This is a genomic window from Marcopretia estuarina LEGE 06307 (assembly GCF_056633115.1).
The window spans coordinates 47,546-72,296 of sequence record NZ_JBSJOY010000004.1; the positions used below are offsets into that span (position 1 = coordinate 47,546).

The 24,751-nt window shown below is 68.1% G+C and carries 24 protein-coding genes and 2 tRNA genes; 17 read left to right on the plus strand and 9 right to left on the minus strand.

The window, feature by feature from the left end; translation table 11 throughout:
* Nucleotides 1–46 precede the first annotated feature (46 nt).
* On the plus strand, nucleotides 47–574 hold the full coding sequence (locus tag ACWJI3_RS09950; RefSeq protein ID WP_144037039.1) for a hypothetical protein: 528 nt from the start codon (nucleotides 47–49) through the stop codon (nucleotides 572–574).
* Between the two features lie 96 nt (nucleotides 575–670).
* Here ACWJI3_RS09950 and ACWJI3_RS09955 read toward each other — a convergent pair.
* Nucleotides 671–741, minus strand: a tRNA-Cys gene (locus tag ACWJI3_RS09955).
* A gap of 45 nt (nucleotides 742–786) precedes the next feature.
* Here ACWJI3_RS09955 and ACWJI3_RS09960 point away from each other — a divergent pair.
* The gene (locus tag ACWJI3_RS09960) at nucleotides 787–2,028 is read left to right on the plus strand and encodes a lipid-A-disaccharide synthase-related protein (protein ID WP_480203611.1); all 1,242 of its coding nucleotides are present in this window, start codon (nucleotides 787–789) and stop codon (nucleotides 2,026–2,028) included.
* 36 nt (nucleotides 2,029–2,064) lie between these two features.
* Entirely contained in the window at nucleotides 2,065–2,322 is a 258-nt protein-coding gene (locus ACWJI3_RS09965; protein ID WP_255101377.1) for a hypothetical protein, read from the plus strand.
* Nucleotides 2,323–2,425: 103 nt separating this feature from the next.
* Here the strand turns inward: ACWJI3_RS09965 and ACWJI3_RS09970 are convergent, their stop codons facing one another.
* Entirely contained in the window at nucleotides 2,426–3,085 is a 660-nt protein-coding gene (locus ACWJI3_RS09970; RefSeq protein WP_094514157.1) for a ribonuclease D, read from the minus strand.
* Nucleotides 3,086–3,163: 78 nt separating this feature from the next.
* Here ACWJI3_RS09970 and ACWJI3_RS09975 point away from each other — a divergent pair, with 78 nt between their 5' ends.
* Complete coding sequence (locus ACWJI3_RS09975) at nucleotides 3,164–3,718, plus strand: cofactor assembly of complex C subunit B (RefSeq protein WP_094514160.1); 555 nt, start codon at nucleotides 3,164–3,166, stop codon at nucleotides 3,716–3,718.
* A gap of 5 nt (nucleotides 3,719–3,723) precedes the next feature.
* Nucleotides 3,724–4,560, plus strand: coding sequence for a dehydrogenase (locus ACWJI3_RS09980; protein ID WP_480203612.1), 837 nt, complete (start codon nucleotides 3,724–3,726; stop codon nucleotides 4,558–4,560).
* Here the strand turns inward: ACWJI3_RS09980 and hemF are convergent.
* Nucleotides 4,508–5,677 carry an oxygen-dependent coproporphyrinogen oxidase gene (gene hemF / locus ACWJI3_RS09985; protein WP_480203613.1) on the minus strand — a complete coding sequence of 390 codons (1,170 nt, stop codon included), beginning with the start codon at nucleotides 5,675–5,677 and terminating at the stop codon, nucleotides 4,508–4,510. The two genes, ACWJI3_RS09980 and hemF, sit on opposite strands and share 53 nt — an antisense overlap.
* An 88-nt stretch (nucleotides 5,678–5,765) precedes the next feature.
* Between hemF and ACWJI3_RS09990 the strand changes: the two genes are divergently transcribed.
* The 8 genes from ACWJI3_RS09990 to ACWJI3_RS10025 all read left to right on the plus strand — a co-directional run bounded on the left by ACWJI3_RS09990 (nucleotide 5,766) and on the right by ACWJI3_RS10025 (nucleotide 16,451).
* A complete protein-coding gene (locus ACWJI3_RS09990) occupies nucleotides 5,766–6,857 on the plus strand; it encodes an Mrp/NBP35 family ATP-binding protein (protein WP_255101371.1) in 1,092 nt (363 codons plus the stop codon).
* A gap of 5 nt (nucleotides 6,858–6,862) precedes the next feature.
* The gene (gene rodA, locus ACWJI3_RS09995; protein WP_480203614.1) at nucleotides 6,863–8,137 is read left to right on the plus strand and encodes a rod shape-determining protein RodA; all 1,275 of its coding nucleotides are present in this window, start codon (nucleotides 6,863–6,865) and stop codon (nucleotides 8,135–8,137) included.
* On the plus strand, nucleotides 8,134–9,546 hold the full coding sequence (locus tag ACWJI3_RS10000) for a histidine kinase (protein WP_480203615.1): 1,413 nt from the start codon (nucleotides 8,134–8,136) through the stop codon (nucleotides 9,544–9,546). Before rodA ends, ACWJI3_RS10000 begins: the two co-directional genes overlap by 4 nt.
* Nucleotides 9,547–9,683: 137 nt before the next feature.
* Nucleotides 9,684–10,115: a photosystem I reaction center subunit II PsaD gene (gene psaD, locus ACWJI3_RS10005; protein ID WP_094514174.1), complete on the plus strand. Its 432-nt coding sequence runs from the start codon at nucleotides 9,684–9,686 to the stop codon at nucleotides 10,113–10,115.
* An 88-nt stretch (nucleotides 10,116–10,203) separates the two neighbouring features.
* Nucleotides 10,204–11,727: an anthranilate synthase component I family protein gene (locus ACWJI3_RS10010; RefSeq protein WP_255140343.1), complete on the plus strand. Its 1,524-nt coding sequence runs from the start codon at nucleotides 10,204–10,206 to the stop codon at nucleotides 11,725–11,727.
* The gene (gene gshA, locus ACWJI3_RS10015; protein ID WP_480203616.1) at nucleotides 11,724–12,884 is read left to right on the plus strand and encodes a glutamate--cysteine ligase; all 1,161 of its coding nucleotides are present in this window, start codon (nucleotides 11,724–11,726) and stop codon (nucleotides 12,882–12,884) included. The genes ACWJI3_RS10010 and gshA overlap by 4 nt, the downstream gene beginning before the upstream one ends.
* Complete coding sequence (gene ppc / locus ACWJI3_RS10020) at nucleotides 12,881–15,928, plus strand: phosphoenolpyruvate carboxylase (RefSeq protein WP_369803084.1); 3,048 nt, start codon at nucleotides 12,881–12,883, stop codon at nucleotides 15,926–15,928. Before gshA ends, ppc begins: the two co-directional genes overlap by 4 nt.
* Nucleotides 15,894–16,451 (plus strand): N-acetyltransferase, encoded by a 558-nt coding sequence (locus tag ACWJI3_RS10025; protein WP_480203617.1) that lies wholly within the window; start codon nucleotides 15,894–15,896, stop codon nucleotides 16,449–16,451. Before ppc ends, ACWJI3_RS10025 begins: the two co-directional genes overlap by 35 nt.
* 47 nt (nucleotides 16,452–16,498) lie before the next feature.
* On the opposite strand, the gene ACWJI3_RS10030 is transcribed toward ACWJI3_RS10025, so the two are convergent.
* A tRNA-Arg gene (locus tag ACWJI3_RS10030) sits at nucleotides 16,499–16,572 on the minus strand.
* A gap of 136 nt (nucleotides 16,573–16,708) precedes the next feature.
* On the opposite strand from ACWJI3_RS10030, the gene recF reads away from it, so the two are divergent.
* Both recF and speD read left to right on the plus strand, forming a co-directional pair.
* Nucleotides 16,709–17,833: a DNA replication/repair protein RecF gene (gene recF / locus ACWJI3_RS10035; protein WP_480203766.1), complete on the plus strand. Its 1,125-nt coding sequence runs from the start codon at nucleotides 16,709–16,711 to the stop codon at nucleotides 17,831–17,833.
* Nucleotides 17,834–17,871: 38 nt separating this feature from the next.
* Nucleotides 17,872–18,378, plus strand: a complete 507-nt coding sequence (gene speD / locus ACWJI3_RS10040) for an adenosylmethionine decarboxylase (protein ID WP_255101367.1) — start codon at nucleotides 17,872–17,874, stop codon at nucleotides 18,376–18,378.
* Between the two features lie 196 nt (nucleotides 18,379–18,574).
* Here the strand turns inward: speD and larE are convergent, their stop codons facing one another.
* Nucleotides 18,575–19,483, minus strand: a complete 909-nt coding sequence (larE, locus tag ACWJI3_RS10045; protein ID WP_480203618.1) for an ATP-dependent sacrificial sulfur transferase LarE — start codon at nucleotides 19,481–19,483, stop codon at nucleotides 18,575–18,577.
* Nucleotides 19,484–19,529: 46 nt separating this feature from the next.
* Between larE and ACWJI3_RS10050 the strand changes: the two genes are divergently transcribed.
* Nucleotides 19,530–20,675, plus strand: coding sequence for a cob(I)yrinic acid a,c-diamide adenosyltransferase (locus ACWJI3_RS10050; protein ID WP_094514202.1), 1,146 nt, complete (start codon nucleotides 19,530–19,532; stop codon nucleotides 20,673–20,675).
* Between the two features lie 210 nt (nucleotides 20,676–20,885).
* Here ACWJI3_RS10050 and ACWJI3_RS10055 read toward each other — a convergent pair whose 3' ends face one another.
* The 3 genes from ACWJI3_RS10055 to ACWJI3_RS10065 are packed head-to-tail and all read right to left on the minus strand — an operon-like array spanning nucleotide 20,886 to nucleotide 23,416.
* Nucleotides 20,886–21,707: an ion channel gene (locus ACWJI3_RS10055; protein ID WP_480203619.1), complete on the minus strand. Its 822-nt coding sequence runs from the start codon at nucleotides 21,705–21,707 to the stop codon at nucleotides 20,886–20,888.
* Between the two features lie 7 nt (nucleotides 21,708–21,714).
* Nucleotides 21,715–22,884, minus strand: a complete 1,170-nt coding sequence (gene moeB, locus ACWJI3_RS10060; RefSeq protein WP_094514206.1) for a molybdopterin-synthase adenylyltransferase MoeB — start codon at nucleotides 22,882–22,884, stop codon at nucleotides 21,715–21,717.
* A gap of 46 nt (nucleotides 22,885–22,930) precedes the next feature.
* Nucleotides 22,931–23,416: a M67 family metallopeptidase gene (locus ACWJI3_RS10065; protein ID WP_255140349.1), complete on the minus strand. Its 486-nt coding sequence runs from the start codon at nucleotides 23,414–23,416 to the stop codon at nucleotides 22,931–22,933.
* Between the two features lie 40 nt (nucleotides 23,417–23,456).
* On the opposite strand from ACWJI3_RS10065, the gene ACWJI3_RS10070 reads away from it, so the two are divergent.
* Nucleotides 23,457–23,837 carry a CAAD domain-containing protein gene (locus ACWJI3_RS10070; RefSeq protein ID WP_094514210.1) on the plus strand — a complete coding sequence of 127 codons (381 nt, stop codon included), beginning with the start codon at nucleotides 23,457–23,459 and terminating at the stop codon, nucleotides 23,835–23,837.
* Between the two features lie 3 nt (nucleotides 23,838–23,840).
* Here the strand turns inward: ACWJI3_RS10070 and ACWJI3_RS10075 are convergent, their stop codons facing one another.
* On the minus strand, nucleotides 23,841–24,722 hold the full coding sequence (locus ACWJI3_RS10075; protein WP_094514411.1) for a fructosamine kinase family protein: 882 nt from the start codon (nucleotides 24,720–24,722) through the stop codon (nucleotides 23,841–23,843).
* Between the last annotated feature and the right edge of the window lie 29 nt (nucleotides 24,723–24,751).

The window sequence follows — 24,751 nt, forward strand, 5'->3', positions numbered from 1 at the left end:
TCCCCCGGATCAGCACAGACAATGGGGTTCATCCCGTCCCTGAGCCGTGCAAACTCCTTTGAACGTGGCGGGCCGATGGGCGGCCCGTCTCTCCTTGGCGTTACTCGCCGCCGCCCCGCTGGGCGGTTCCTTCCCTTCGGTCGTCCGAGCCGCTGAGCCGGGCGACGATTTCGGCCGGCTGCGAAAAGCACCCGACACCTGCCGCGCCAACCTGGCGGAGGCGCCGGCAGTGGCCTGCACGTCAATCCAGCTGGAACAACGCGCCCGTGGGTCGCTCAGCATCCGCTTCTTCCTGCCGGAAGCGGAGGCAGTGAGCCACCAGCTCACGTTTGCGGGGGTGTTGACGCCGGGCAGCCAGCCGCTGCAATGCCGTCAGGGCCGTTGCCGCCTGCAGGGGCCGATCGAAACGGAGATCGGCAGCATCAGCGAAAGCGGCTTCGACGGCCGTGGGCTGGCGACCAGCTTGCCGAAGGCCTGGCCGGTGCGGGGCCGCTGCAAGGTGGAGCAACTGCAACTGAGCTGCGAAGGCACATCCTTCAGCGGAGAGCGCTGGCAAGCGCAGGCCAGCTTCTGACGACGCTGCTACCGCGCCAGTGACCTGCACTCTGCCGAAGCCCCGGGCCCCCACGCCTCATGGCGGGGCGAGGAGCTAACGGTTGACTGAATAAAGAGGCGGCACCCAGATTCGAACTGGGGGTAAAGGATTTGCAATCCTCTGCCTTACCACTTGGCCATGCCGCCGCATGGGGGAGCAAACTCCCTGGACCGGATCGTATCAGCCACGGCATGCCCTCCCGTCTGCTGGTCCTGAGCAACGGGCATGGGGAGGATCTGATCGCGCTCAAGGTGATCGAGGCCCTGCAGCAGCGGCAGCCGGGCCTTGACGTGTGCGTTCTGCCCCTGGTGGGAGAAGGGCAGTGCTTTGCCGCGGCCGAAGCCGCCGGCGCCCTGCAGCGCATCGGCCCCCGCCAACGGCTGCCCAGCGGCGGCTTCAGCAACCAGAGTCTCTCCGGGCTGGTTCAGGACCTCGTCGCCGGCCTGCCCCAGCTCAGCTGGGGCCACCTGCAGACGGTGCGCCGCTGGGGGCGCACCCACCAGCCCCTGCTCGCTGTGGGAGACCTGCTCCCCCTGGCTCTGGCCTGGAGCAGCGGGGCACCGTTCGCCTTCATCGGCACCCCCAAGAGCGACTACACCTGGCGCAGCGGCCCGGGCCACAACGGCCTGGCCGATGGCTATCACCGCTGCAAAGGCAGCGAGTGGGATCCCTGGGAGTGGGCGCTGATGGGCTCGCGGCGCTGCCGGCTGGTGGCGGTCCGTGATGGGCTCACCGCCCGGGGGCTGCGCCGCCATGGGGTGCCGGCCCTGGCTCCGGGCAACCCGATGATGGATGGGCTGGCACCCACGGCCCTGCCGGCGGCTCTGGCCTCCAGCCGGCGGCTGGTGCTGCTGTGCGGCAGTCGTCTGCCGGAAGCGATCCGCAACTTCGAGCGGCTTCTTTCTGCCCTTCAGGGGCTGGCGGCAGAGCACGACACGCTGGTGTTCTGCCCGATCGGTGCCACCCCGGCGCCGGAGCAGCTCGGGCCAGCGCTGCGTGCGCATGGCTTCCAGCCTGTAGCCGTGCCCGGCGGCAGCGGCGCCGATCAGGCCTGGCGGCGGGGCGCGATGGTGCTGTTGCTGGGCCGGGGTTGCTTTCCGCGCTGGGCGGGGTGGGGAGAGCTTGGCCTGGCCACGGCGGGCACGGCCACCGAACAACTCGTGGGGCTCGGCCTGCCAGCCCTGTCTTTGCCGGGTCCTGGCCCGCAGTTCAAGCGGGCCTTCGCGCGCCGGCAGAGCCGGCTGCTGGGGGGAGCGGTGCAGGTGTGCGCCAGCCCTGGCGCATTGACCCGTCGCCTGAAGGAGCTGCTGCAGGATCCAGTCGGCATCCGCCGGCTGGGCCAGATCGGCCGGCGCCGCATGGGCAGCGCCGGCGGCAGCGAGCGACTGGCGGCCCTGCTCGAACGCCAGCTGCTGGCAGGGGGCCGGGGCTGAGGCGAGGATGGGGTCAACTCCCTACGCACCCCCCTGATGCCAGTTCCGCCCAATCGGGCCTATGCGGTGGCCACCGGCAACCTGGCCACCCTGCTGGGCATCAGCATCTCCTCCGCCCGGCGGCGGGTGGATCTGCAGGCGGCACGGGAGGAGGTGCGTGATGCCGCCGGCAGAGTGGTGATCGCCGAGCGGCTGATCGAGGCGGCGCGCGCCGATGCCCTCAGCCAGGGCCGGCTGCTGGATGAGCTGCTGGTGGCCAAGCCTTCGGAATCCAATTTCCTCGACGAGGACTGAACGTCACCGGCGCTGGGCGGATAGGGCTTCAGCGACCTTGGTCGTGGGGCGCCTCAACGGCTTTGTGCGGGCAGCCCTTCATCGGCCCTGGGCGTGCGAACCCTCAGCGACCCTGGGCCGAATGCTCGAACACGGAGCCGAAGCGGCTGCGGTCGAGGTCGGCGAACACCGGGATGCAGGCAAAGCAACGCTGCGCCAGCTCGAGGCGCTCTTCGCGTTCCAGGATCGCGCTCAGGCGGCGGTAGGCGGGCAGCAGGTAGCGGGCATCGTTGGCCGCATAGGCCAGCTGGGCCTCATCGAGCTCCTCCACCCGTCCCCAGTCGCTGCTCTGGGCCTGCTTGTCGAGCTCCACACCCACGAGCTCCTGCACCACCTCCTTGAGGCCATGGCGGGAGCTGTAGGTGCGGGCCAGGCGGCTGGCCACCTTGGTGCAGAACAGCGGCGCCACAGCGATGCCGAGCCCTTCCCCCAGGGCCGCCACATCGAAGCGGGCGAAATGGAACACCTTCTCGATCGTGGGGCTTTCCATCAGCTGCTGCAGACGCGGCGCCGCCTTCTGGCCGCGGGCGATGCGGATGCAGCAGACGTTGTCTTCGTCGTCGGCGATCTGTACCAGACAGAGGCGGTCACGGCCGTGCACCAGCCCCATGGCTTCGGTATCCACCGCCAGGGCGGGCGCGGCGGCATACAGCCCCAGCCATTCCTCGTCGAGGTCGCCATCGAAGACGGCGAAGCGGGCGGGTGCGGAGGCGGAGGAACCCATCGAAGGCGAAGCGACGGTCGTCATCGTCGCCCGCCGGGGGACTGGGAGAGAATGGCCGCCACACACGGCCCGCTCCCCATGCCCCCTGCCCTGGGCTCCACCCTGCTGCTCACCGTTCTGCTGGCGATCGGGCTGGTGTTCTTCCTGCGGGCCGCCAGCAAGGACCGCACCACGGTGGTGGAGGTGCACTCGCCCCGCCCGCCGGTGGAGGTGCTGGAGGGCCTGAGCCAATGGTTGCTGCAGCGCGGCTGGCGCACCGACAGCGGCGATGCCGAGCGGCGGGTGCTTCGCTTCCAGGGCACCGTGGCCGCCAGCACCAATCTGGCGCTGCTGCTGTCCCTGCTGGCGGCGGTGGGGGGGGCCTGCCTCGGCCTGGTGCTGCGTCAGCTGTTGCCGGTGCTGGGCGGCTGGCCGCTGCTGCTGGTGGCGGCAGGCCCACTGGCGGGGGTGGTCTACCGGCGGCGGGCCAACCGGCAGGAGCAGGTCGAGTTGCGTCTGATCAGCGGCGATGAGGCCTCCGGCAGCAGCCTGCAGCTGCGGGCCCACCGCGATGAACTGATCGCCCTGGAACTGGAGATGGGCCCCCGCCTGCAGCTGGCCAGCGACGGTGCCCTGCTCAGCTCCCCGATCTGATCCCCATGCACTGCCTCGCCCCGACGCGCTGGCCCGGATCGCTGCTGCCCCGGTTCGGCCTGCTGGCGCTGGTGATCACCACCACGCTGCCGGTGCCGGCGGCCCTGGCCGGCCATGATCCTCTCACCGGTCCCCGCACCCGGCTCAGCAAAGACTGGGTGGGCACCCGCACGCTCCCCCCCGGCACGCCGGTCCTGGTGCTGGCGGGCCACGCCGACTCCCAGGGCATCGCCGGCGCCGGCACACCGGGTGAGGCCGTGGCCCTGTTCGGGGCGGCCCCGATGCAGGCGGAGATCCGCGACGAGCTCTTCTGGAACCTGGCGGTGGCCCAGGAGGTGGCACGGCTCGGCCAGCAGCGTGGTCTGGCGATCGGCTTCTACGACCCCCCGCTCCGCACGATCGCCAACGGCGACGATCCCCGCACCAACTGGAGTGTGGGCCGCGAGCACGTGCGCCGCGGCGGCTATGCGGTCGAGATCCACTTCGATGCCTACGGCCCCGATGGATTCGGCTCCGGCCTGATCCCCCCGTTGCAGCAGCCGCTCAGCCGCCTCGACGAAGCACTGGCCGGTGCCTTCGGCGGGTTTCCGGCCCGCTTCCGCCAGGGGCTGGGGGCGCCCCGGCGCGGCATCGCCATCCTTGAGATCGGCAAGCTGGAAGGGCCCCTGGAAGCCGCGCTGCGCGACCCCTACCGGCGCCAGGCCACTCTGGAGGCCATCGCCGCCCGGGTGGTGCAGGCCATCGAGACGGGTCTCACGCCCAGTCCTGGCGGGCCCGGGACGGCTCCGCTCAGTCCACAGCCTGTCGGGGTCGGCAGCGTTCCTCCAGCGATGGATCGCTGAGCCACTCCTGCGGGCGGGTGAACAGCTCGGTGAGCAGCGCTTCGCGGCTGCCAGGCTCCGGCACATACCCGTATTCCCAGCGCACCAGCGGCGGCAGCGACATCAGGATCGACTCGGTGCGGCCGTTGGTTTGCAGGCCGAAGATCGTGCCGCGGTCGAACACCAGGTTGAACTCCACGTAGCGCCCGCGCCGGTAGAGCTGGAACTGCCGCTCTCGCTCGCCGTAGGGAAGGCCATTGCGCTTCTCCACGATCGGGATGAAGCTGGGCAGGAAGGCATTGCCGCAGGCTCCGGCCAGGCGGAACAGCTGCTCCCAGCCGTGGCTGCAGGGCCCCAGGGCCTTGCTGACGGCAGCGGCAGGGCCGGCTGGATCCTGCCCCTTGTAGAGGATGCCGCCCGGATCCTGGTAGTCGTAGAAGATGCCGCCGATGCCGCGGGTCTCGCCTCGGTGCTTCAGGTGGAAGTATTCGTCGCACCACGGTTTGAACACCGTGTAATAGGCCGGGTCGACGCTGTCGCAGGCAGCCTTGAGCGTGCCGTGGAAATGGCGCGCGTCCTCCAGGAACGGGTAGTAGGGGGTGAGGTCGGCGCCGCCGCCGAACCACCACACAGGGCCGGCCTCGAAATAGCGGTAGTTGAGGTGGACGGTGGGAACGTAGGGGTTGCGGGGGTGGAGCACCATTGAGGTGCCGGTGGCGAACCAGTGCTGCCCCTTGGCCTCGGGGCGCTGGTTGAGGATTGACGGGGGAAGGTTGTCACCCTCCACCTCGGAGAAGTTCACACCGCCCTGCTCGAACACACGGCCCTCGCGCATCACCCGCGAGCGACCGCCCCCGCCATCGGGGCGCTCCCAGCTTTCCTCCTTGAAGGTTCCCTCGCCGTCCAGGGCTTGCAGTCCCGCGCAGATGCTGTCCTGCAGGCCCATCAGCAACTGTCTGGCGCGCTGGCGTGAATCCGCGGGGGCTGGCGTCGCCGTGCCCTCTGGCCCGGGGGCCGTCGCTGTGCCCACGGGGCCGGGGGACTGGGTTCCCACCGGCTCCGGCCCGCCCTGCCTGGCCACTCCCTGCTCCGCCACCAATCCCTTCGCCGCAAACGGCGCCCGATACCTGAACACCATTCCAGCCTGTCGCCCCGCCAGACAAGCCTTCGAGAGGGTCTGTCATGGGAGCGGCGCCTAAGATCACCCTCTTTGCCCAGTCAGCCGGATGGCCACCGCCGATCAGGCACGCGAAGCCCTTCAGGCCCTCTGCGACGCGGGCACCGGCCGCAGCCTGCTGGAACTGGCCTGGATCAGCCAGGTGCGCACCCAGGACAACCGCGCCCTGTTCCGACTCGCCCTTCCCGGCTACGCCACCAGCCAGCGGGAGCAGATCGCCAGCGCCGCGAGGGCAGCCCTGCTGGCGCTTGATGGCATCGACGACGTCCAGATCGAGCTGGCCCAGCCCGCCTCCAGCGCGGGGCACGGCCATGGCCATGGCGCCTCGGCGGCCCCGGGGCAGCTGCCCGAGCGCCAGGGCATCCCCGGGGTGAAGCGGGTGATCGCCGTCAGCAGCGGCAAGGGCGGTGTCGGCAAGAGCACGGTGGCCGTCAACCTGGCCTGCGCCCTGGCCGCCAGCGGCCTGAAGGTGGGCCTGCTGGACGCCGACATCTACGGCCCCAATGCCCCCACCATGCTGGGCGTGGCCGACCGCACCCCTGAGGTGAGCGGCAGCGGCGACCAGCAGGTGCTCACACCGATCGACACCTGCGGCATCGGCCTGGTGTCGATGGGCTTGCTGATCCAGGAAAACCAGCCGGTGGTGTGGCGTGGACCGATGCTCAACGGCATCATCCGCCAGTTTCTGTATCAGGTGAACTGGGGCGAACGCGACGTGCTGGTGGTCGACCTGCCACCCGGCACCGGCGACGCCCAGCTCACCCTCGCCCAGGCCGTGCCCATGGCCGGCGTGGTGATCGTCACCACACCCCAGAAGGTGTCGCTGCAGGATGCGCGCCGCGGCCTGGCGATGTTCCTGCAGATGGGGGTGAAGGTGCTGGGCGTGGTGGAGAACATGAGTGTGTTCATTCCTCCCGACAGGCCGGAGACCCGCTACGCGATCTTCGGCAGCGGTGGCGGCGCCGCCCTGGCCGCCGAAGCCGAGGTGCCCCTGCTGGCGGAACTTCCCCTGGAGATGAGCGTGATGGAGGCCGGTGATCAGGGGTTGCCGGTGGTGGTGGCCCGGCCGGATTCCGCCATGGGCCAGGCCTTCCGCGCCCTGGCGCAAAGCCTCTCCAGCCCGAGCCTGACCCCGGCCTGAGCGTGATGGGCTTGCCCAAAGGGCGGCAGAGCATGTTCTCGGCGCGGCGGCCCCAACGGCGATCGCCGTTTCACGAGATCGATCTGGTGCTGTGGGGCATCCCCCTGGCCATGACCTTCCTGGCCGGCATCCTGATCGCCAGCACCCAGCGCCAGGCCGAATTCGCCGACTGGTATCAGCACTGGATCACCGGAGGGGTGGGCCTGGTGCTGGCGGCCCTGCTGTCTCGGGTGCCGCTGGAGCGGCTCAGGGCGCTGCTGCTGCCCATCTACGGCCTCACCGTGGTGAGCCTCATCAGCGTGCGATTGATAGGCACCTACGCCCTCGGGGCGCAGCGCTGGATCAACATCGGCGGCTTTCACGTGCAACCTTCGGAGTTCGCCAAGCTCGGCGCGATCCTGCTGCTCGCCGGTGTGCTGTCGCGCTACCCGATCGAGCGACCGGTGGATCTGATCAGGCCCACCGGGGTGTTCCTGATTCCCTGGACCCTGGTGTTCCTGGAACCCAACCTGGGCACCTCTTTGGTGTTCGCCGCCGTTCTGCTGGTGATGATGTTCTGGGCCGGCATGCCGCTGGGCTGGGTGGTGCTGCTGCTGTCACCGCTGGTGGCAGCGATCCTGGCCGGCACACTCCCACCGGCGCTCGGGATCTGGGTGCCGCTCATGGGCCTGATCGCCTACCGCTCTTTGCCGTGGCGCTGGATCGGCGTGGCGATCACCCTGGCGGTGCAGGGGCTGTTTGCGGCCATCACCCCTTACCTCTGGATGCATGGGCTGAAGGCCTACCAACGCGACCGGCTGGTGCTGTTTCTCGATCCATCCAAGGATCCCCTCGGTGGGGGGTACCACCTGCTTCAGAGCAAGATCGGCATCGGCTCCGGCGGGCTCTGGGGCACCGGCCTGATGCACGGTCAGCTGACCAAACTGCGTTTCATCCCCGAGCAGCACACGGATTTCATCTTCAGCGCCCTCGGCGAGGAGCTCGGTTTCGTGGGCGCGATGCTGCTGCTGCTCGGCTTCGGTGTGCTGATGTGGCGCCTGCTGCAGATCGCCGGCAAGGCCCGCACCGATTTCGAGTCGTTGGTGGTGATCGGCGTGGGCGCCATGGTTCTGTTCCAGGTGGTGGTGAACATCAACATGACCATCGGGCTGGGGCCGGTCACCGGCATCCCCCTTCCTTGGATGAGCTACGGGCGTTCCTCCCTGCTGGTGAACTTCCTGGCGCTGGGGCTTTGCGCCTCGGTGAACCGCCACAGCCGCCACCAGCAGAGCCACTGGTGACCTCCCCGAGCCTGGCGCAGATCAGGCAGAGGCTGGCCGAAGGGGTGCCGCCCGGGCGCGCCGACGAGGACGGCGTGCGCCGGCAATGGTGGGCGGCCCTGGCCACCTTGCAGAACGACTTCCTGCCCGCGCTCCAGCCGCTTCGCGGCGTTTGGCTGGCCTCGCCCCTGCCGGCTCTCTACGAGCCAGCGTTGCTGCAACAGCTGCAGGGATGGGTCTGGACCCCGGCGGCGGTGGGGTCGTTGCTGCAGCCGCCGGTTGCACTGCTTCCGGATCCGCGCGGCGCCGTCCCGGCGGCGGCGGAAGGGAAGGCCGCCGCCTTCGAACGCCTGATCTTGCGGGACGACGACGGCACCGATCCGCTGTTGTTGCTGATCACCCCCGACCTGCAGGTGGCCATGGCCCTGGAGGGGGAGCCCCCGCGCCGCCGCTTTGTGCTGCGCTTCGATCCCGCCACCCTCTCGGCCGCCCTGCAACTGGTGGACCAGCGGCTTCAGGACACGGCTCCGCAGGCGGGTCTGCAATTGCGCAGCGCTCTGCAGCGGCTGGGCCAGCTGCGCAGCGACGAGGGCATGGCCTTGCGCTTCTGGCCGCGGCTGGGGGAACAGCTGGCCGCCATGGCGCCGAGTGTCACGCTTCAGCCGCTGGTGGCTACGGGAGCCGGCAACGATCACCAGGCCGAACGCTCCAGCGAGCTGGCCCTGCTGGAAGCCCTCACCCATGAGGTGCGCACGCCCCTGGCCACGATCCGCACCCTCATCCGCTCCCTGCTGCGGCGCCGCGACCTGCCCGCCGTGGTGGAGCAGCGGCTGCAGCAGATCGACAGCGAATGCAGCGAACAGATCGATCGCTTCGGTCTGATCTTCCATGCCGCCGAGCTGCAGCGTCAGCCGCGGCAGCAGCAACAGCTCGCCCGCGCCGATCTGGCGGCCCTGCTGCACCAGCTGGCAGGGCTCTGGCAGCGGCAGCTGGAACGGCGCGGCCTGACGCTGCAGCTTGAGGTGGCCGAGGCGATGCCGCCGGTGCTCAGCGATCCGAGCCGCCTGGAAACGATGCTGGGCGGCCTGATCGACCGGTTCAGCCGCAGCCTGCCGGGGGGCACCACCGTGCGGATCCGCCTGCAACCGGCGGGATCACGGCTGAAATTGCAGCTGAGCTGCGATGAAGCCGGCGGCGGCCGTGAGCCTGACGGAGACAAGTCCGGGGGGCGGGGATCCACCGCCACCGTCGGACCGGTGCTGCGCTGGGATCCGCTCACCGGCAGCCTGCAGCTCAGCCGGCAGGCCACTCAGGACCTCTTCCGCAGCCTGGGGGGCCGGTTGACCGAACGCTCCGGCAGCGGCCTGACCGTGTTCTTTCCCCTCGCCAACCAGGGGGCGACCGCGCCTCCGCCACGCGAACCCGCCTGACTTTGTTGACGGGTGTGAAGACCAGGCGCCGAGAGACGGTCTGGCTGAAATGACAGTGCTAGCTTCCAGCCGAAATGGTCGGCGGACGGCTTCTGAGCACCCCTCAGACCCCTGCAGACTCCCCTCCCCCCACAGCCATGACAGCAACGGCGCTGAGCGGTCAACTTCCCAAGTACATCGGCAGCACCGGCGGTCTGCTCAACTCGGCTGAAACTGAGGAGAAGTACGCGATCACCTGGACCAGCTCCAAATCCCAGCCCTTCGAGCTGCCCACCGGTGGTGCCGCCGAGATGAACGAAGGGGAGAACATCATGTATTTCGCCCGCAAGGAACAGTGCCTCGCCCTCGGCACTCAGCTGCGCACCAAGTTCAAACCCAGAATTGAGGATTACAAGGTTTACCGTATCTTCCCCGGCGGTGACACCGAGTATCTGCACCCGAAAGATGGTGTGTTCCCCGAGAAGGTCAACGAAGGCCGCCCAATGGTGAACCACAACGCCCGCCGCATCGGCCAGAACCCCGACCCTTCCTCGATCAAGTTCTCGGGCCGCAACACCTTCGACAGCTGAAGCTCTGACCTGCGCTGATCCCTCGCGCAAACAACACTTAGAAAGGCGGGGCCGGTGGCCCCGTTTTTTTTGCCCGGCCGTAGGCCCGATGCCCTTTCCCGATCGCGACGCCTTTCTCGCTCAGGCCAGCTCAGGCCGCACCTTCATCCCCCTGTGGGACCGCTGGCCAGCCGACCTCGAAACGCCTCTCACCACCTGGTTGAAGGTGGGCACCACAAGCAGCCATGGGGTGCTGCTGGAGTCGGTTGAGGGCGGCGAGCGGGTGGGGCGGTGGAGCTTCGTTGCCACCGATCCCCTCTGGACGCTCACGGTGCGTGGTGCCAGCGCCGAGCGCCTCTGGCGTGATGGGCGCTGCGAGCCGCTGGAAGGCAACCCCTTCGAGCTGTTGCGCGACGGCCTGGCCGGCCTCCATACCAGCCCGATCCCCGGCCTGCCGCCGGTGGGGCAGCTGTTCGGCTTCTGGGGCTACGAGCTGATTCGCTGGATCGAGCCCAGCGTGCCGGTGCATCCCTGCGATCCGCATGGCCCGCCCGATGGCTGCTGGATGCTGGCCGACAGCCTGCTGGTGTTCGACCAGGTGAAGCGGCAGATCACGGCTGTGGCCTACGCCGACCTGAGCCAGGGGGGCGATCCCGAGCAGGCCTACGCGGCGGCAGTGGAGCGCATCTCGGCGCTGGAAGCCCGCATGCATGCTCCGCTGCCCAGCAGCGTCCTACCGCTGCGCTGGGAATCGGAGCCCACCAGGACGCTCCCCACCACCAGCAACCGCAGCCGGGAGGATTTCGAGTCCGCCGTGCGGGCCTCCCGCGAGCACATCGCCGCCGGCGATGTGTTCCAGCTGGTGCTCAGCCAGCGGCTGGAAACCCGCATGCACCGCGATCCGTTCGACATCTACAGAAGCCTGCGGATGGTGAACCCCTCCCCTTACATGGCCTTCTTCAACTTCGGCGGCTGGCACCTGATCGGCTCGAGCCCCGAGGTGATGGTGAAGGCCGAGCCGATGGCGGCAGGGGTGAAGGCCTCGCTGCGGCCGATCGCCGGCACGCGCCCCCGCGGCGCCGATGAAAGCGAAGACCAGCAGCTCGAGCGCGACCTGCTGGCCGATCCCAAGGAACGGGCCGAGCATGTGATGCTCGTGGATCTCGGTCGCAACGACCTGGGCCGGGTCTGCGCACCCGGCAGCGTCAAGGTCACGGAGCTGATGGTGATTGAGCGCTATTCCCACGTGATGCACATCGTCAGCCAGGTGGAGGGCGTGCTCGCCGCTGGCAAGGACATCTGGGACCTGCTCAAGGCCTCCTTCCCCGCCGGCACCGTGAGTGGCGCCCCGAAGATCAGGGCGATGCAGCTGATTCATGCCCTTGAACCCGATGCCCGAGGCCCGTACTCCGGCGTCTACGGCGCCATGGACCTGAGCGGTGCGCTCAACACCGCGATCACGATCCGCACGATGGTGGTGCTGCCCCACCCGGACGGCGGCTGGCGGGTGCAGGTGCAGGCGGGAGCCGGCCTGGTGGCGGATTCCCAGCCCGCCAGTGAGTACGAGGAAACCTTGAACAAGGCGCGCGGCCTGCTCAAGGCGCTGGCCTGCCTCGGCGAGGAACGGCCATGAGCGCCTCCCTGCTGACCAAGGGGTTCGAGGTGGAACTGTTCACCGGCCGCTCCGACGGCCGTGTGGTGGGGGTGGCGGCTGAGGCCGCCGCGGCCCTCAGCGGCTTCGTGACCGAACCGGATCACCGCAATCTCGAATACATCACCGAACCGGACGCCGATTACGCCCGCCAGCTGGCGCTGCTGCTGGAGCCCCGCCGACGGTTGCGGCACTGGCTGCAGGACCGCGGCCTCACCCTGCTGCCGGGCAGCACCTTGAGCCTGGGGGACAGCCGGCGCTTCGAGCGCTCCGACCCCAGCAACCCGTACCACGGCTTCATCGCCTCGGCCTACGGCACCCGGGTGGTGACCGCGAGCGTGCACATCAACCTGGGCCTCACGTCGATGGATCCCCTGTTCGCCGCCTGCCGGCTGCTGCGCTGCGAGGCGGCGCTGCTGCTGGCCCTGAGTGCGAGCAGCCCCTTCCTCGATGGCGTCGCCACCGGCGCCCATTCGCAGCGATGGCTGCAGTTTCCGCTCACCCCCGAGCAGGTACCCCTGTTTCTCGATCACGGGCACTACATCCGTTGGATGGAAGAGCAGCTGGCGGCGGGAACGATGCGCAACATCCGCCACCTCTGGACCTCCGTGCGGCCCAACGGCGACGACCGTCCCCACCGGCTCAACCGGGTGGAGATCCGGATCTGTGATCTGATCAGCGATCCCCGGCTGCTGCTGGCGATCACCGCCTTCGCCGAGCTGCGCCTGTGGCAGCTGCTCGACGACCCCGACGCCCACGACCCCCTGCTCGCCAGCCGTCTCAGCCCCGACGCCCTGGCGGAGCTGGCCGATGCCAACGATCAGGCCGCCGCGCGCCGGAGCCTCGACAGTGAGTTGCGCGACTGGCGCAGCGGCGAAACGATCACGGCTCGCGCCTGGCTGCGGCGGGAGATCGATGCGCTGTGGCCCCTGGCCGAACGCAGCGGCCTCGCCCCCTGGCTGCTGCCGCTGGAGGCGGTGCTGCGGGACGGCAACCAGGCGATCCGCTGGCTGGCGCTGCACCGGCAGGGCGAATCGATCGAGGCGATCCTCAGCCGCGAGGTGGTCTGGATGGAAGAGCAGGAACGCACGTGGGATCCGGCACCGCTCAACACAGAAGCCCTGCACCCTTTGGGATGATCATGGGAGCGTCCTCTGCTGGCTCCGTCCTCATGCGGCAGTCCCTGTCCGCCCCTGCACCCATGCGCGAAGACGGCGTCATGGAGGCCGGCCTGGCGCAGCCTGCCCCGCGGGTGACCCGTCTGCTCGGTGAGCGGCTGGAGCTGGTTGAAGACCTCTGGAAAACCGTGCTGCGCAGCGAGTGCCCGCCCGAGCAGGCGGAACGGCTGCTCCGCATGAAGGATCTCAGCGATCCCGCCAACGCCCTGACGGCCAGCGCCACCAGCGCAGCGATCGTGCAGCTGATCAGGGACATGGACCTGGCGGAGGCGATCGCCGCGGCCCGCGCCTTTTCTCTCTACTTCCAGCTGGTCAACATCCTCGAGCAGCACATCGAGGAAGACAGCTACCTGGCCAGCCTTCAGGAGGGCACCACCAACCCCATCCCCGATCCGTTCGCGCCGCCGCTCGCCAGCCAGACCGATCCGGCCACCTTCCGCGAGCTGTTCACCCGCCTGCGGGGGCTGAACGTGCCCCCTGCCCAGCTGGAAAACCTGCTGCGCGAACTGGACATCCGCCTGGTGTTCACTGCCCACCCCACCGAGATCGTGCGCCACACCGTGCGGCACAAGCAGCGGCGGGTGGCGAGCCTGATCCACCGGCTACAAGTGAACAGCCCCAGCGATCTGCACGACGAGCGCAGCCTCAGGCTGCAGCTGGAGGAGGAGATCCGGCTGTGGTGGCGCACCGATGAGCTGCACCAGTTCAAGCCGTCGGTGCTCGACGAAGTCGACTACGCCCTGCATTACTTCCAGCAGGTGCTGTTCGACGCCATGCCGCTGCTGCGCCAGCGCATCCACAGCGCCCTGGGCTGCAGCTACCCGGATGTGGAGCCCCCCCGCGACGCCTTCTGCACCTTCGGCTCCTGGGTGGGAGCTGATCGCGACGGCAACCCCTCGGTCACCCCGGACATCACCTGGCGCACTGCCTGCTATCAGCGGCAGCTGATGATCGAGCGCTACATCAGCGCCGTCCAGGACCTGCGCGATCAACTCAGCATCTCGATGCAGTGGAGCCAGGTGAGCGCTCCGCTGCTGGAATCCCTGGAGATGGATCGGCTGCGCTTCCCCGAGATCTACGACGAACGGGCTGCCCGCTACCGGCTGGAACCCTACCGGCTGAAGCTGAGCTACACCCTGGAGCGGTTGCGCCTCACCCACCGCCGCAACCAGCAGTTGGCGGAGGCGGGCTGGGAGGCCCCCTGCGATGCCGGCTCCTTCCCGCCGGCTCTCACCATCGGCACCGGGCCGATCGCCAGCGCCCCGCAAGACCTCCACTACGCCTCCGTGGATGAATTGCGCACCGATCTGGAGCTGCTGCGCGACAGCCTCGAAACCACCGGGCTCAGCTGTGAGCCGCTGCGCAAGCTGCTGAGCCAGGTGCACATCTTCGGCTTCAGCCTCGCCACCCTCGACATCCGCCAGGAGAGCACCCGCCACAGTGATGCCCTCGACGAACTGAGCCGTTACCTCCAGCTGCCGGTGCCCTACGGCGAGATGGCCGAGGACGAGCGCGTCGCCTGGTTGCTGCAGGAGCTGCAGACGCGGCGGCCGCTGCTGCCCGCCGCCGCCGTCTGGAGCCCGGCCACGGCCGAAACCTTCGCGGTGTTCCGCATGCTTGAGCGGCTGCAGCGGGAGTTCGGCACGCGCATCTGCCGCAGCTACGTGATCTCGATGTCGCACACGGCCTCCGATCTGCTGGAGGTGCTGCTGCTCGCCAAGGAGGCCGGGCTGGTCGATCCCAAGGCGGTGCGCACCTCGCTGCTGGTGGTGCCCCTGTTCGAAACGGTCGAAGACCTCCAGCACGCCCCGGCCGTGATGGAGCGGCTGTTCAGCGAACCCTTCTACCTGCAGCTGCTCGCCAGCAATGGCGAAGCCGACAGGGCCCTGCAGGAAGTGATGCTCGGCTACTCCGACAGCAACAAGGATTCCGGCTTTCTCTCCAGCAACTGGGAGATCCACAAGGCCCAGATCGGCCTGCAGCGGCTGGCGCTGCAGCACGGGGTGGCGCTGCGCATCTTCCATGGCCGCGGCGGCTCGGTGGGACGCGGCGGCGGCCCCGCCTACCAGGCGATCCTGGCCCAGCCGAGCGGAACGATGAATGGCCGCATCAAGATCACCGAGCAGGGCGAGGTGCTCGCCTCGAAGTATTCCCTGCCCGAGCTGGCGCTCTACAACCTCGAGACGATGACCACCGCCGTGCTGCAGAACAGCCTGGTGAGCAGCAGCCTCGATGACACCCCCGCCTGGAACGAGCTGATGGGCCGCCTCGGTGCCCGCTCCCGTCAGCACTACCGCAAGCTGGTGCATGAAAACCCCGACCTCGTGGAGTTCTTCCAGCAGGTCACCCCGATCGAGGAGATCAGCAAGCTGCAGATCTCCAGCCGGCCGGCCCGCCGCAAGAGCGGCGCCAAGGATCTGTCCAGCCTGCGGGCCATCCCGTGGGTGTTCGGCTGGACCCAGAGCCGCTTCCTGCTGCCGAGCTGGTTCGGTGTGGGGGCGGCGCTGCAGGAGGAGCTGGAGCACGACCCCGACCAGCTGGAGCTGCTGAAGCTGCTCTACCAGCGCTGGCCCTTTTTCCGGATGCTGATCTCCAAGGTGGAGATGACCCTCTCGAAGGTGGATCTCGACCTGGCCCATCACTACGTGCAGGCTCTGGGCCGGCCCAGCCACCGCGACGCCTTCGAGCGCATCTTCGAGGTGATCGCCGCCGAGTTCACGCTCACCCGGGATCTGGTGCTGAAGATCTCCGGTCACACCCGCCTGCTGGATGGTGATCCGGCCCTGCAGCTTTCGGTCGATCTGCGCAACCGCACGATCATTCCGCTGGGCTTCCTGCAGGTGGCCCTGCTGCGCCGCCTGCGCGACCAGCACCGCCAGCCGCCGATGAGTGAAGTGGCCAGCGATGCCGCCACCGATGGGCGCACCTACAGCCGCAGTGAGCTGCTGCGCGGCGCCCTGCTCACGATCAATGGCATCGCCGCCGGCATGCGCAACACGGGTTGAACGCTGCTTGATCCCGTTTCGCAACCAACCGGCCGTGCCGCGTCTCCCTGATGGGTACGTCCTGGAGAGTGAGCCCTCCCCCCACCCCAGTGAGCTGAACCGGCTGCTGATGGCCTGCGGAGAACCGCAGCGCAGTGAGGCCAAGCTGGCGCAGGTGCTCCTGCGCAGCGCCTGGCAGCTGAGCGTGCGCAACACCGCCGGCGAGCTGGTGGGCTTCGTGCGCGCCACCAGCGATCAGGCGCTGAACGCCAACCTCTGGGACCTGGCAGCCACCCCCGGCGACGAACAGCAGCAAGCGGTGCTGACCGTGCTGGTGCATGCCGCCCTCTCCCGCCTGCGCCGTGAGCTCAGCGGTTGCAGCATCTCGGTGGCGGCCCCACCGGAGGCCTTGCCAGCCTTGCGCCGCTATGGGTTTCTGGTGGATCCCGGTGGCATCCGCGCCATGGGTCTGGGCCTCAAGGCGGAGGTGGAGGCGCCGGCCCCCGCCGGCGACGGGGCATCATCGCGGCCAATGGCCGAGTGACACCCGCAGCTGGTGTGAGGGAGGGTCGCCTTAGTGAATGAATGAAGCGAGCATGGAGGGATTCGAACCCCCGACCCTCAGAACCGGAATCTGATGCTCTATCCAGCTGAGCTACATGCCCGTGTACGGCGCTGTGGGCCGGATCACGTGGGTGAACAGGCAAAACCTGCTGACCTTGATGGGAAGACAACGCCCTCACCACTCGGCCTACCTTAGCCGCAAGCCGCCCCAGACCCATTCGGCTGCATCGCCTGGAGCTGCTGCACTTCCGCAATTACGCCCGGCTGGAGCTGGAGATCGAAGCCCCACGGCTGTTGGTGATCGGAGCCAATGGCGAAGGCAAGTCGAATCTGCTGGAAGCGGTGGAACTGCTCGGCAGCCTGCGCTCGCATCGCACCGGCAGCGACCTCGACCTGATCCAGCACGGCGAAACCCACGCCAGCGTGCGCGGCTTCTGCCATGAACCGGCGGCGCCGAACCACCAGGGTGCGGCCAGCGCCAGCGACGCCCTGGAACTGGAGCTGCGCCAGCGGGGCGGACGCACAGCACGGCGCAACGGCAAGACCCTGAGCCGCCAGCACGATCTGATCGGTCCGCTGCGCTGCGTCGGCTTTAGTGCCCTCGATCTGCACCTGGTACGCGGCGAACCGGCCCTGCGGCGCCAATGGCTCGACCGGGTGGTGCTGCAGCTCGAGCCCGTCTACACCGAGCTGCTGAGCCGCTACGCCCGCTTGCTGCGGCAGCGCAGCCGCCTCTGGCGCGGCGGCCTCTCGGGACCGGAGCGGGAGGCCCTGCTCGATGCCTTCGACCTGCAGATGGCGGTGGTGGGCACCCGACTGCACCGGCGCCGGCGGCGGGCGCTGGCACGCCTGCAACCGCTCGCGGCCGCCTGGCAGGCCCGGCTGAGTGGGGGCCGGGAACGGCTGGAGCTGCGCTATCAGCCCGGCAGCGTGCTGGAGGGAGAGGAGGAGGAGGTCCTGTGGCGGGAGGCCCTGATCGAGCAGCTCCAGCGTCAACGCCAGGAGGAACGCCGGCTGGGCCAGTGTCAGGTGGGGCCGCACCGCGACGAAGTGGGGCTGTTGCTCGGCGATCAGGCGGCACGCCGCTACGGCTCGGCCGGCCAGCAGCGCACCCTGGTGCTGGCACTGAAGCTGGCCGAGCTGGAGCTGGTGCAGCAGCTCTGCGGCGATCCGCCCCTGCTGCTGCTCGACGACGTGCTCGCCGAGCTCGACCCCACCCGCCAGCAGGTTTTGCTTGAAGCCGTGGGCGAGGCGCATCAGTGCCTGGTGAGCGCCACCCATCTGGAAGGTTTCAGCGATCGCTGGGCCGCAGGCTCGCAGCGGGTGGGGATCGTGGCGGGGGCGATCCACTCCCCCCCTTGAACCTGGCACTAGGATGCATTGCTGTTTGTACAGATTCGATGACCCAGACCCTGCCCTGCCTCCACCCCAACCCGGGATGGAACGGAGCCCAAAGCCTCAAGAGCCCTAAGCACCCCGCCTCTCCTGCCCCGGCTGAACCCGTGGCCAGCTCACCTGAAACCATGGTGGGCAAACACTGCATCCTCGAGCTCTACGACTGCAACCCGCAGAAGCTCGATGACGAAGCCTTCCTCAGGACCGCCATCACCACAGCAGCGAAACGTGCTGGCGCCACTCTCCTGAACCTCATCACCCATCGGTTCGAACCGCAGGGCGTTACGGGGCTTGCTCTTCTGGCCGAATCCCACATCTCGATTCACACGTGGCCGGAATCCGGTTACGCGGCTGTGGACGTGTTCACCTGCGGTGACCACACCATGCCCGAGCGGGCCTGTGACGTGCTTGGCCAGGAGCTCGGAGCCACACGCCGGAAGTTGAAGAGCTTCCGGCGCGAAACGCCCGCCTCGATCGCCGACGGAATCCGCGAACCGGTGCCCGCCGCCTGATCCGGTCCGGGGCACACCAAGAGGGCCATGCAAGGTGGGCGGGCATTCAGTGCCCTGCCCACCTTTTTCGCGTCTGGCCATGCTCTGACACAGGCCTGGCCCGTAGATCGGCCTGTGCTCTGGCCATCGTCTTGCCGTGGCTCGGCCTGGGCGTGGGCGCTGCCTGGAAACTGACCGTGCGTTTGTCTGGTCCCGTTCAGCCCCGGCCCATTGCGGCGCCCGGCAGCCGGCGGTTCAGCTTGCCGCTCACCAACCCTTCCAGGTCCAGGCTCACAGCGGTGAAGCCCAGCCCCAGGAACGTGTCCACCAATTCCTGTCGCGGCAGGCGGGTCACGAAGGAATCGAGCTGATCGGCGGGCACTTCGATGCGGGCCGTCTCCCCCTGCACCCGCACCCGCAGCTCACGCACCCCGCGGCGGTGCAACCACTCTTCGGCACGCGCCAGCCGTTCCAGGCGCAGCGCTGTGATCGGCTCTCCGTAGGGAAATCTTGAGGAGAGGCAAGGCTGGGCAGGTTTGTCCCACCAGGGGAAACCGAGCGCTCGCGAGATCTGACGGACGCCCGCCTTGTCGATACCGAGCTCCGCCAGCGGTGAAATCACCCCATGCTCCCGGGCCGCCTCGATCCCGGGGCGATGATCCCCGAGGTCATCGAGGTTGACACCATCCACCACCTGCAGGCCGCGGCCTGCGGCGATCTGCTCTGCCAGCACACCGTGCAGCTCCTTCTTGCACGCGTAGCAGCGGTTGACGGGGTTGCGGAAGTAGGCGGGATCCTGCAGCTCTGCGGTGGCCAGCTCCTGGTGGCGGATGCCCATCCAGGCCGCCTGCTGGCGGGCCTCCTGGAGCAGATGGGGGGCCAAGGCGGGGGAAACACCCGTCACCGCCAGGGCCTCCTCGCCCAGCTGCTCGGCCGCCACCGCTGCCACCAGGGCGCTGTCCACACCGCCGGAATAGGCCACCACCACAGCCCCGAAACCCTGCAATCGGGCGCGCAACCGCTCCAGCTGGGTGCACAGCTCGGCAGGCAGGCACTCCAGCAGGCGGTGCAGGGCCGGGGCAGCATCGCCTCCGGCAGCCTGAAACGGCAGTGCTGGTGAAGGCATTCCAGTCGCTGCCGATCGTTAGCATCTGATCGTAGAAGCCTGAGCCATGGCAGCGACCACAAGCAACGGCCGGGGCATAGGGATCCGCACGGCCGCAGGCAGCAGTGAGCGCAGCCACGGCCAGTTGCACGTCTACGACGGCGAAGGCAAGGGCAAAAGCCAGGCGGCCCTTGGGGTGGTGCTGCGCACCATCGGTCTGGGAATCTGCGAACAGAAACGCACGCGGGTGTTGCTGCTGCGCTTTCTGAAAGGCCCGGGACGCTCCTACGACGAGGACGCGGCCATTGAAGCCCTGCAACAGGGCTTTCCCCATCTGATCGATCAGGTGCGCACCGGCCGCGGCGATTTCTTCACCGCCGGAGAGGCCACGGCCTTCGACCGGCAGGAAGCGCAGCGCGGCTGGGACATCGCCAGAGGCGCCATCGCCAGCGCGCTCTATTCCGTGGTGGTGCTGGATGAGCTCAACCCGGTGCTCGACCTGGGCCTGCTGGAGGCAGGTGAGGTGGTGCGCACCCTGGCGGCCAAACCGGCAGGGATGGAAGTGATCGTCACCGGCCGGGGGGCGCCGGCCCAGTTGGTGCAACTGGCCGACCTGCACTCGGAGATGCGGGCCCACCACCACGAGGATCAGGGCGGCCGGCTCACCGGAATCGAGATCTACACCGGCGAGGGCAAGGGCAAATCCACCAGTGCCCTGGGCAAGGCACTGCAGGCGATCGGGCGTGGCATCAGCCAGGACAAGAGCCACCGGGTGCTGATCCTGCAATGGCTCAAAGGCGGCAGTGGCTATACCGAAGATGCGGCCATTGCCGCGCTGCGGGAAAGCTATCCCCATCTGGTGGATCACCTGCGCTCAGGCCGCGATGCGATCGTATGGCGCGGCCAGCAGCAGCCGATTGATTATGTGGAAGCAGAGCGGGCCTGGGAGATCGCCCGGGCAGCGATCGCCAGTGGTCTCTACAAAACCGTGATCCTCGATGAACTGAATCCCACTGTGGATCTGGAATTGCTGCCGGTGGAGCCGATCGTTCAGACCCTGCTGCGCAAGCCGGCCGAAACGGAAGTGATCATTACGGGCCGCTGCAAGAACCCACCGGCCTATTTCGATCTGGCCAGTGTACATTCAGAGATGGTCTGCCACAAGCACTACGCCGAGCGCGGCGTGGACCTCAAGCGCGGCGTGGATTATTGATTCGAGCGTTTCTTTGCTTCTCTGACTTGGATCTTCCAGGATCCCGCAACTTCAGCACGAACATGCCTGGGCCATGTGTACGCGCATCTCTGGCTTGTGCATGCCTGGCTTGCGCACTCAGACTTCACCCAATTTGCTCCATCCTGTTTTATTGATTTTCGCGCAGACGACTGTACGCAGCGACTCCCGCACAAGCACAAGCACGTTCGCTCATTCCTTTCGGCTTCTGTCGACATCGAGCGGCAGCGGCAGGCGCCCCTCCTCGATTTCCTCTTCGATCAGATCCACCTCCCGGTTGGCAATGAAGCGGCCGAGCAACAGGCCCATCAACAGAGACACATACAACGTGCTGCTGAGGCTCAGCAGAATGGCCAGCCGTTCGCCGAGGGGATTGCTGGGCAACACATCGCCATAGCCCAGGCCGCCGAGGGTCACAAAGCTGAAATAGGTGAGTCGGTCGAGCAGGAAGTCGTTGTGGGCTTCTACGCCCAGGTTGAAGCTGCCCGGGTGAATCACCTGAATGGCCGTGGCCAGGATTCCACCGGTGAGGCCAAGATGCACATAGCCCGCCGCCGCGCCGGCCAGCACCTTCAGGTTCACACGCGGCACCCGGGCCAGCACCAGGACGAACCGCACCGTTGTGGTGAGGAAGAACATCGTGAGCATCAGCAGCGCCACCACCCTCAGCTGCTGGTTTGGCCAGCCCCCAACCAGCAACGGCACCCAGGTGCCGAGCGCCGCCAACAGTCCGAGCAGCCGGTAGAGCTGAACGCGCAGCAGCTCCGACGAGGAGGGCCGGATCGCCGGCAGAAGCCGGATCGACTGGAGCACCAGCAGCGACACCATCACCGGCAGCAGGAAGCGGGCGAAGCCCACCCCGCGGATCGTGGCCACCGGCATGAGAAACACCGGCAGCAGGGTCAGCAGGAGGAAGGGAACGAACTGCTGTTCAAGGAGCAGCAGACGCCGTTCCTCCTGTCGCCGGCCGTCACGCTCGTGCTCCGTGAGTGCCGCCCTTGCCACTGGGGGCATGCGGGGGTCAGTAGAGCGGAACGGAAGGATCGACCTCCTCGCTCCAGGCCTTGATGCCTCCCGTCACGTTGACCCCCTCGATGCCATGCCGTTTGAGCGCGATCAGGGCCTTGGCCGAGCGGCCGCCGAGCTTGCAGTGCACATAGAGGCGCTTGCCTGCGGCCAACTCGCGCACCTGCTCGATCGCCTGCCCGCTTTCGATCTGATCGAGGGGAACGAGCACGCCACCAGGCATCACAGCGATCTCCGCCTCCGGCGGGTTGCGCACATCGAGCAGCACCACATCAGTGGGCTGGCTGTCGAGCAGGGCTTTGAGTTCCTGCACGCTCACGGAGGGCACACTGCCCGCTTCCTCCTGGCCGGGTGCCGAGCCACCGACACCACAGAACTCCTGATAATCGATCAGTTTGTCGATCACCGGACGCTCAGGGCTGGGGCGCAGCTTCAGTTCGCGGAAGGTCATCTTCAGGGCATCGAACAGCATCAGGCGACCACTGAGCGTGGTGCCGATGCCCACGATGATCTTCACCGCTTCGGTGGCCTGGATCATGCCGATGATGCCGGGAAGCACGCCCACCACCCCGCCTTCGGCGCAGGACGGCACCATGCCCGGCGGCGGCGGTTCGGGGAACAGATCGCGGTAGTTGGGCCCGCCCTGATAGTTGAACACCGTGGCCTGGCCCTCGAAGCGGAAGATCGAGCCGTAGACGTTGGGCTTGTCGAGCAGCACGCAGGCGTCGTTCACCAGATAACGGGTGGGGAAGTTATCGGTGCCATCGCAGATCACGTCGTAGGGGGCGATGATCTCGAGCGCGTTTTCGCTGGTGAGCGCCGTTTCGTAGAGATCAACCTGGCAGTGGGGATTGATCTCGTGGATGCGATGCCGCGCCGATTCGATCTTCGGCTTGCCCACCCAGCTGGTGCCGTGAATCACCTGGCGCTGCAGGTTGCTGCTATCCACCACGTCGAAATCGACGATGCCGAGGCGACCGACGCCGGCGGCGGCCAGATAGAGCAGAAGGGGAGAACCAAGGCCACCCGTGCCTACGCAGAGCACCGAGGAGGCCTTCAGGCGCTTCTGTCCCTCCATGCCCACCTCGGGCAGGATCAGGTGGCGTGAGAAGCGGGCCACCTCATCAGGTGTGAGCTGGACGCCGCTGGTGTCGGGAGGAAGCATGGGCAGAAGGCCGGTGGCCAGAACAGCCGCTTGGGCGGCACATGCCTCAGTCTCCCAAACCCCCGGGCCTTGCCTCATCATCCGAAGCCAGCGGCAGCGGCTCGGCCGCCCTGCCATCGCCGGTCTCCGTCAGCCACCAGCCCCGCAACTCCTGGTGCAGGCCTGAGGCGATCAGCAGCACGGTGGGGGGCATCGCCAGCTCCAGATCCAGCGCCGAAGGCACCGCCGCGCTGGTGGGATGGCTGTGCGCGGCGCCGATCACCGAGAGGCCACGGCTGCGCGCCCACTTCTGTGCCTGCAGCTGCTCGCGCGGATCGAGGGCGAAACGCCGATGACGCTCCGGTTCCGGTTCCCACACATTCAGGCACGGCCACGCCGTGGTGATCCGCCAGCGGTGGTCTGCGTGGCCTGTCGGAATCGGGCCGATCAACAGAGCGCAGCCCTCCTGAGGGTGGGCCGCCCGCACGATCGCCTCCAGCACCGTCAGGGCGCGCCGATCGATCACCAGCTGTTCTGGCCAAGAGCCACCCATGCCGATACGTTATGGGCCGTCACCGCACCCCGCTCATTCAATGAACGAAACAATCACCGAGCAGGACGTGCAACCGACCAGCCATGTGCCCGCTTCTGAGAGCTCCGACGCTGGAGCGAGCTTCAACGCCCGTTACGGCGAGATCCTCACCAAGGTGAACCAGACCCTCGAGCAGGTGGACTGGAATCAGGCCGGCAAGGCGGGCAAGGCGCTCGGCATCCTGCTGGCCGTGATCGTGGCCCAGATCCTGATCAAGGGAGTCCTCGACACGATCAACCTGCTGCCTGTGGTTCCCGGCCTGCTCGAACTGCTCGGTTTGGTGGTGGTGGGCAGCTGGAGCTGGAAGAACCTCACCACCAGCGAAAAGCGCTCCGCCGTGGTGGAGCGCCTGCGCAGCCTGCGCCAGGAGTATCTGGGCTGAGGCCTAGAGCAACCGGTCAATCAACGCCTGCGCCTGTCGCCAGTAACCGCCACCGAACAGGTTGGCGTGATTGAGCAGGTGGTACAGGTCGTAGACAAGCCGCCGGCGCGCTTCGCCCGGCGGCAACGGCCATTCACGCCCATAGCCCAGGAAGAAGTCCGCCGGAAAGCCTCCGAACAACCGCGCCATGGCCAGGTCCACTTCCCTGTCGCCGCGGTAGACGGCCGGATCAAACAGAGCCGGCAGCGACGAATCTTGCAGCAGCGCCGCATTTCCGCTCCACAGATCCCCGTGCACGAGGCAGGGATCAGGGCCGTGGTCGTCGAGCCAGCCGGGCAGGTCTGCCAGCAGTTGCTGGCTGCCCGGTAGCTGTTTTCCCTTCGCCGCCGCCAGCTCCAGCTGCACGCCCAGACGCCGCTCTGCGAAGAAGCGACCCCAGTGATCCCCCCAACCGTTGCGCTGGGGGTTCGAGCCGATGAAGTTGTCGTGCGGCCAGCCGAAACGCAACGACGGGCCAGCGGCGCTGCGCCGGTGCAGGCAGGCGAGGGCAGCACCGAAATCACTCCAGGCCTGGGAGCTGCCGCCATGGGCCAGCGTCAGCCACGGCAGCAACAGCACCGCTTCCCCCTCCACCACGGCGCAGTGCAGCGGTTGCGGCACCACCAGGTCGGCGCCGGCGGCGGCCGCAAGGGCCTTGAGACCGTCCGCTTCGGCCTGAAGCAGGGGCAACGCTGTCGCGCCGTTGGTTTTGGCGAAGAAGCGGCGGCCATCGGCAAGCTGCAGCTGCCAGGCCCGGTGGATGCAGCCACCGCCCACCGGCTGGCGGGAGAGCAGTGGCGCCTGCAGGTGCTGCCGCACCCAGGCCGCCAGCGAATCGTCCGTCACGGCCGCCCCGTCAGCATGCCTGCAATTCT